The sequence below is a fragment of the Corynebacterium sp. ACRPJ genome (assembly GCF_022347345.1).
Lineage (GTDB): Bacteria > Actinomycetota > Actinomycetes > Mycobacteriales > Mycobacteriaceae > Corynebacterium > Corynebacterium tuberculostearicum_D.
In genome coordinates this window covers 22743-28742 of sequence record NZ_JAKRNC010000019.1, presented here as the reverse complement: position 1 = coordinate 28742, position 6000 = coordinate 22743, and the positions used below count along the sequence as shown (strand labels likewise).

General features: G+C 58.2%; 3 protein-coding genes and 3 pseudogenes. 4 read left to right on the top strand and 2 right to left on the bottom strand.

Going from position 1 to position 6000, the window contains the following annotated elements; genetic code table 11:
• Positions 1 to 83, top strand: a pseudogene (locus MHY08_RS10710) (IS6 family transposase); the annotation flags it as partial.
• Between the two features lie 17 nt (positions 84 to 100).
• Here MHY08_RS10710 and MHY08_RS10705 read toward each other — a convergent pair.
• A pseudogene (locus tag MHY08_RS10705) lies at positions 101 to 436 on the bottom strand (recombinase family protein); the annotation flags it as partial.
• 125 nt (positions 437 to 561) lie between these two features.
• Here MHY08_RS10705 and MHY08_RS10700 point away from each other — a divergent pair.
• The 3 genes and pseudogenes from MHY08_RS10700 to MHY08_RS10690 all read left to right on the top strand — a co-directional run bounded on the left by MHY08_RS10700 (position 562) and on the right by MHY08_RS10690 (position 5124).
• Positions 562 to 3447 (top strand): Tn3 family transposase, encoded by a 2886-nt coding sequence (locus MHY08_RS10700; RefSeq protein ID WP_011116984.1) that lies wholly within the window; start codon positions 562 to 564, stop codon positions 3445 to 3447.
• 39 nt (positions 3448 to 3486) lie between these two features.
• A pseudogene (locus MHY08_RS10695) lies at positions 3487 to 4377 on the top strand (IS481-like element IS5564 family transposase); the annotation flags it as partial.
• Positions 4378 to 4530: 153 nt separating this feature from the next.
• Positions 4531 to 5124, top strand: coding sequence for a Type 1 glutamine amidotransferase-like domain-containing protein (locus MHY08_RS10690; RefSeq protein WP_005323835.1), 594 nt, complete (start codon positions 4531 to 4533; stop codon positions 5122 to 5124).
• Between the two features lie 184 nt (positions 5125 to 5308).
• Here MHY08_RS10690 and MHY08_RS10685 read toward each other — a convergent pair whose 3' ends face one another.
• A complete protein-coding gene (locus MHY08_RS10685) occupies positions 5309 to 5752 on the bottom strand; it encodes a DUF2871 domain-containing protein (RefSeq protein ID WP_040425093.1) in 444 nt (147 codons plus the stop codon).
• Between the last annotated feature and the right edge of the window lie 248 nt (positions 5753 to 6000).

The following is a 6000-nucleotide window of genomic DNA, read 5'->3' as shown; positions in this document are numbered from 1 at the left end:
GCCTCAAAGGCCAGGCCTCAGCATTTTATTATGGTGATCCCCTGGGCGAAATGCGCCTGGTAAGCAGAGTTTTTGAAATGTAAGGCCTTTGAATAAGACAAAAGGCTGCCTCATCGCTAACTTTGCAACAGTGCCTCTGAGCGCCCTTTCCAGTCAGAACCCGCAGGCCGATCTTGCGGTCTGACAGCTCCTTCACCGTGTTGACCAGATGGGCAAGCGATCGTCCGAGGCGATCGAGCTTCCAGACCACCAGCACATCGCCGTCACGCAATGACTTGAGGCAGGCAGTCAAGCCAGGGCGATCATCACGACCGCCGGAAGCAAGATCATCATAGATATTGTCCCGTTCGACACCTGCGGCGCGCAAGGCGTCGTGCTGCAGGTCGAGAGACTGCGAGCCATCGGCTTTGGAGACGCGGGCATATCCGATCAGCATGTATCACAAACGTTGGTTTGAGGCGGCGCTTCGGCCACGATTGCATTGACCTCTGGAAATGTATCTCAACCAGCTTCATAAACAAAGCGTCTTGAACGCTATCAGATTTTGAAAAAGGAACATGTATGCCGCGTCGCGTCACTCTAACCGATCGGCAGAAAGACGCGCTGTTGCGCTTGCCGACTTCACAGACGGATTTGCTCAAGCACTATACGCTGAGTGATGAAGACTTTGGGCATATCAGGCTGCGTCGGCGCGCTCACAACAGGTTCGGCTTCGCCCTGCAATTGTGTGTCCTGCGCTATCCCGGCCGGGTGCTGGCTCCAGGCGAACTGATCCCTGCAGAGGTCATCGAATTTATCGGAGCGCAGCTTGGCCTGGGTGCCGACGATCTCGTAGACTATGCTGCCCGCGAGGAAACACGGCACGAGCATCTTGCCGAGTTACGGGGGCTCTACGGCTTCCGCACCTTCTCCGGACGTGGTGCGAGTGAGCTGAAGGAATGGTTGTTCCGAGAAGCCGAGATGGCGGTGTCGAACGAGGATATCGCCCGTCGCTTCGTAGCCGAGTGCCGACGCACCCGCACTGTCCTTCCCGCGACATCCACGATCGAGCGGCTTTGTGCCGCGGCTCTCGTCGATGCCGAGCGACGCATCGAGACGAGGATCGCCAGTCGGCTGCCTATGTCGATCCGAGAACAGTTGCTGGCATTGCTCGAGGAGACGGCTGATGATCGGGTGACCCGTTTTGTGTGGCTGCGCCAGTTCGAGCCTGGCTCGAACTCTTCGTCGGCCAACCGGCTGCTCGACCGGCTCGAATATCTGCAACGCGTCGATCTCCCCGAGGATCTGCTTGCCGGCGTTCCTGCCCATCGGGTGACTCGTCTGCGCAGGCAGGGTGAACGGTATTATGCCGACGGCATGCGCGATCTCCCGGAGGACAGGCGGCTTGCGATCTTGGCTGTTTGCGTCTCGGAATGGCAGGCGATGTTGGCCGACGCAGTGGTCGAAACCCACGACCGGATCGTCGGCCGTCTCTACCGTGCTTCGGAGCGTATTTGCCATGCAAAGGTCGCAGACGAAGCGGGGGTGGTGCGTGACACCCTGAAATCCTTCGCCGAGATCGGGGGCGCCCTGGTCGATGCACAGGATGATGGCCAGCCGCTGGGCGATGTCATCGCGAGTGGGTCAGGGTGGGACGGCTTAAAAACCCTTGTTGCAATGGCAACCAGGCTGACCGCCACCATGGCCGACGATCCGCTCAATCATGTGCTCGACGGTTATCACCGCTTCCGCCGATACGCTCCACGCATGTTGCGCCTGCTCGATCTGCGAGCTGCGCCCGTTGCACTGCCGCTTCTGGAAGCGGTGACGGCCCTTCGTACCGGTTTGAACGATGCCGCGATGACCAGCTTCTTGCGGCCCAGCTCGAAATGGCATCGCCACCTTCGGGCCCAGAGGGCTGGCGACGCTCGCCTATGGGAGATCGCGGTGCTGTTCCATCTGCGCGATGCGTTCCGCTCCGGAGATGTCTGGCTTACTAGGTCCCGGCGCTATGGCGATCTGAAACACGCACTCGTTCCGGCACAAGCCATCGCGGAAGGCGGTCGTCTCGCTGTGCCATTGCGGCCGGAGGAATGGCTGGCAGACCGGCAAGCTCGCCTCGACATGCGGTTGCGCGAGCTTGGCCGTGCCGCTCGCGCAGGCACGATCCCGGGCGGGTCGATTGAAAACGGCGTTCTGCATATCGAGAAACTCGAAGCCGCCGCGCCGACAGGCGCCGAAGATCTGGTGCTCGATCTCTACAAGCAGATCCCGCCCACGCGCATCACCGATCTCCTGCTGGAGGTGGATGCGGCGACCGGCTTCACCGAAGCGTTCACCCATCTGCGCACAGGAGCACCCTGCGCTGACCGGATCGGGCTAATGAACGTTATCTTGGCGGAAGGGATCAACCTCGGCTTGCGCAAAATGGCGGATGCGACAAACACCCACACCTTCTGGGAATTGATCCGCATTGGACGGTGGCATGTCGAGGGCGAAGCCTATGACCGGGCGCTGGCCATGGTGGTCGAGGCACAGGCAGCGTTACCCATGGCCCGGTTCTGGGGCATGGGCACGTCGGCTTCGAGCGACGGACAGTTCTTCGTCGCTACAGAGCAAGGTGAGGCCATGAACCTGGTCAACGCGAAATATGGCAATACCCCGGGCCTGAAAGCCTATAGCCACGTCTCCGACCAATATGCGCCGTTCGCAACCCAGGTGATTCCTGCAACGGCAAGCGAAGCGCCTTACATCCTCGATGGCCTGCTGATGAACGATGCTGGACGCCATATCCGCGAGCAGTTCACCGACACGGGCGGCTTCACCGATCACGTCTTTGCCGCATGTGCCATTCTCGGCTACCGGTTCGCTCCGCGCATCCGCGACCTGCCATCCAAACGGCTCTACGCGTTCAATCCGTCGGCCGCCCCGGCGCACCTGCGAGCGTTGATCGGCGGAAAGGTCAACCAAGCCATGATCGAGCGCAATTGGCCCGACATCCTGCGCATCGCCGCCACCATTGCTGCCGGGACCGTCGCGCCAAGCCAGATTCTGCGGAAACTCGCCTCCTATCCGCGGCAGAACGAGCTCGCGACAGCCCTGCGGGAAGTCGGTCGCGTCGAGCGCACCCTGTTCATGATCGACTGGATTCTGGATGCCGAACTCCAACGGCGTGCCCAGATCGGGCTCAACAAAGGCGAAGCTCATCATGCGCTGAAGCGGGCAATCAGCTTCCACCGCCGCGGTGAAATCCGCGACCGTTCCGCCGAAGGCCAGCATTACCGCATCGCCGGCATGAATCTGCTCGCCGCCATCATCATCTTCTGGAACACCATGAAGCTCGGCGAGGTCGTTGCAAACCAGAAACGCGATGGAAAGCTGCTATCGCCCGATCTCTTGGCCCATGTTTCGCCGCTCGGATGGGAACACATCAATCTCACCGGAGAATATCGCTGGCCAAAGCCTTAGCGTAGGATTCCGCCCCCTCCCGCAAACGACCCCAAGATGTTCATGGTCTCCCCGATCACTGCCCGGAAATGGGCAGGCCGCTACCGGGAAGAGGGTGAGTTTGGGATGCAGGATCGCTCCAGCAAGCCGCACCGGATCCCAGGCAGGACGCCCGAGCATGTCAAGAAGAAGATCATCAACCTGCGCTGGCGGCTTCGACTGGGGCCAGCCCAGATCGCTGCGCGACTTGGTCTCTCGACGTCGACTGTTCACGCGGTCCTCGTCCGTTGCCGCGTGAACCGCCTCTCGCATATCGATCGTGTCACTGGCGAGCCATTGCGGCGATATGAGCATCCTCATCCGGGATCGTTGATTCATGTCGATGTCACGAAGTTCGGCAACATCCCCGACGGCGGTGGACATCGTTACGTAGGTCGGCAGCAAGGCGCACGGAACAAGCTCGCGACTCCGGGATTACCACGAGGAAAAGATCACAAGCCGCGCACCGGGACGGCGTTCGTTCACACAGTCATCGACGACCACTCCCGCGTCGCATACGCAGAAATCTGGTCGGATGAGCAGGCGAGCACAGCGGTGGGAGTTCTCGAACGCGCCGTGGCCTGGTTCGCCGAACGAGGCGTGACCGTCGAGCGAGTCCTATCCGACAACGGGTCGGCATACAGATCCCACGCATGGAGGGACTTCTGCGCTCGGCTCGGCATCCGACACAAGCGGACACGCCCCTACCGGCCGCAGACGAACGGGAAGATCGAGCGATTCCACCGCACGCTCGGGGACGGCTGGGCCTATGCCAGGTTTTACGGTTCAGAGGCCGAACGACGCCTGGCGCTGCCCGGCTGGCTCCACTTCTACAACCACCACCGACACCACTCTGCGATTGGCGGCGTACCCTTCGACCGACTCAACAACGTCCCTGGACATCACATCTAGCGCAGTTCTAGGCTGCGGTCGACAGTGCTGGGGTCGAGTGTTCGAGGATTCGTGCGAGGGCGTTGTGAAGTCTCGAGACGTCGTTCCGCTTGGTGTCTCGAGACTTTTGCTCTTCGAATGGTGGGAGTGGCAAGAATTTCGTAATCTAGGCCCATGAAACTTCTTCTCGCTTCATTCCTGCACCCGGACATCGGCGACTACATTTCGGGGCGAGTGCTATATATCGATGATGCCGCTTCAGAGATGCGCAAGGCACCATTTGCACAGGCAGAGCTGAAGGCAATTGGAGAGGCAGCAGAGACCTTAGTCCCTCTCACCCTATCGCAATCAAACCCAAGCGATATTCAAAATGAAATTGCATCAGCCAACTGCATTTATGTCGCGAGCGGCGACGTGTTCCGCCTACTTGACGTACTGAAGAAAACGGGTGCCGACCGTGCACTGACTGAGGCAGTAAAGCAGGGCAAATTTTACGCTGGAAGTTCTGCAGGAGCAGTTGTTGCCGGCCCATCAATTGAGCCGGCATCAATCATGGACGATTCCAAAACGGCACCGCAGCTCACCGAATATACAGGGCTAAACTTCACTCCTCATGTCATTGTTCCTCATGCACAAGGAACCACTGGGCCTTATTCAATAGAGGTCATCAGTAAGACTGTCGAGACCTACGGCCGAGAATGGAACTTGCTACTTTTGAGAGATGGGCAAGCCCTCTTTATAGATGATGAAAAATCCATTCTCATCTAATCTGCGATGACAAACACGCCAAGCCGACCAGGAAAGTCCATTTACGCCTCAACTACCAGCACTTTCCTTGTGGCCGAGCAGTTCCCTTAACAATACTATTTAGGGACCATGGGGTCATTTGTTTCGGTGAGCTCCCATCTCGCAGAGCCGACGTTGTGGCGCTTTGAGACAGTCTCACTCATTGTTATTCACCTGCTGCCTGGGACTTAGCTTCTTGGGACTCACCAATGGCATTACCAAGCGCTGCGATGAATGCGATTAGGCCTACCGTGATGAGGATGTGTCCCAGACCAGCGATGCCAGAGACCATTGCAGAGGACTCCTCCCCCAGTACGGTCAGGCATCCGTGCCAGATCATGACTCCAACAGTGACGACCACGCCGACGTTGTAGAGCCAGAAGAACGCATTGAACTGACCGCGGTTGCGCGACAGACCAAAGACTTTCTCCAATACCAAGAAGATAAGGCTCATCATGAAACCGAGCGCTAGCAAGTGAGTATGCGCCACGCTCAACTGGGTGAACTCGCCCTCGGGGAAATCATTGGCACGCGTGAATTCGCGGTAGAACACGCCAGCGCCCAAGCCCAATACAAGGTAGAAAATAGATGCCCAATACAAAGCTTTCATGGTCATTCTCCTTCCCAACCGCTGTCACGACCGGAGTAGCGATGAATAAAATACTCTAAGGACTTATCCTTCTACATTCGTCATCGTTTTGAATCACAGGGCTGGTTGAAACTGCAATCAACCAGTTGGTTGACTATGAGATCCGGAAGATTAATATTCATAGTCCTGCCCCGAGAAATACAAGCGCTGAATGTCAGGCACCTTTGTTTCAGCAAAGACCCGAATCGTTGAAGCAGTTCCGGGTAACT

Bases quoted from the DNA above. Each gene is read 5' to 3' on its own strand.
- MHY08_RS10690 (WP_005323835.1), top strand. From the start codon at position 4,531: ATGAAACTTCTTCTCGCTTCATTCCTGCACCCGGACATCGGCGACTAC.
- MHY08_RS10700 (WP_011116984.1), top strand. From the start codon at position 562: ATGCCGCGTCGCGTCACTCTAACCGATCGGCAGAAAGACGCGCTGTTG.
- MHY08_RS10685 (WP_040425093.1), bottom strand. From the start codon at position 5,752: ATGAAAGCTTTGTATTGGGCATCTATTTTCTACCTTGTATTGGGCTTG.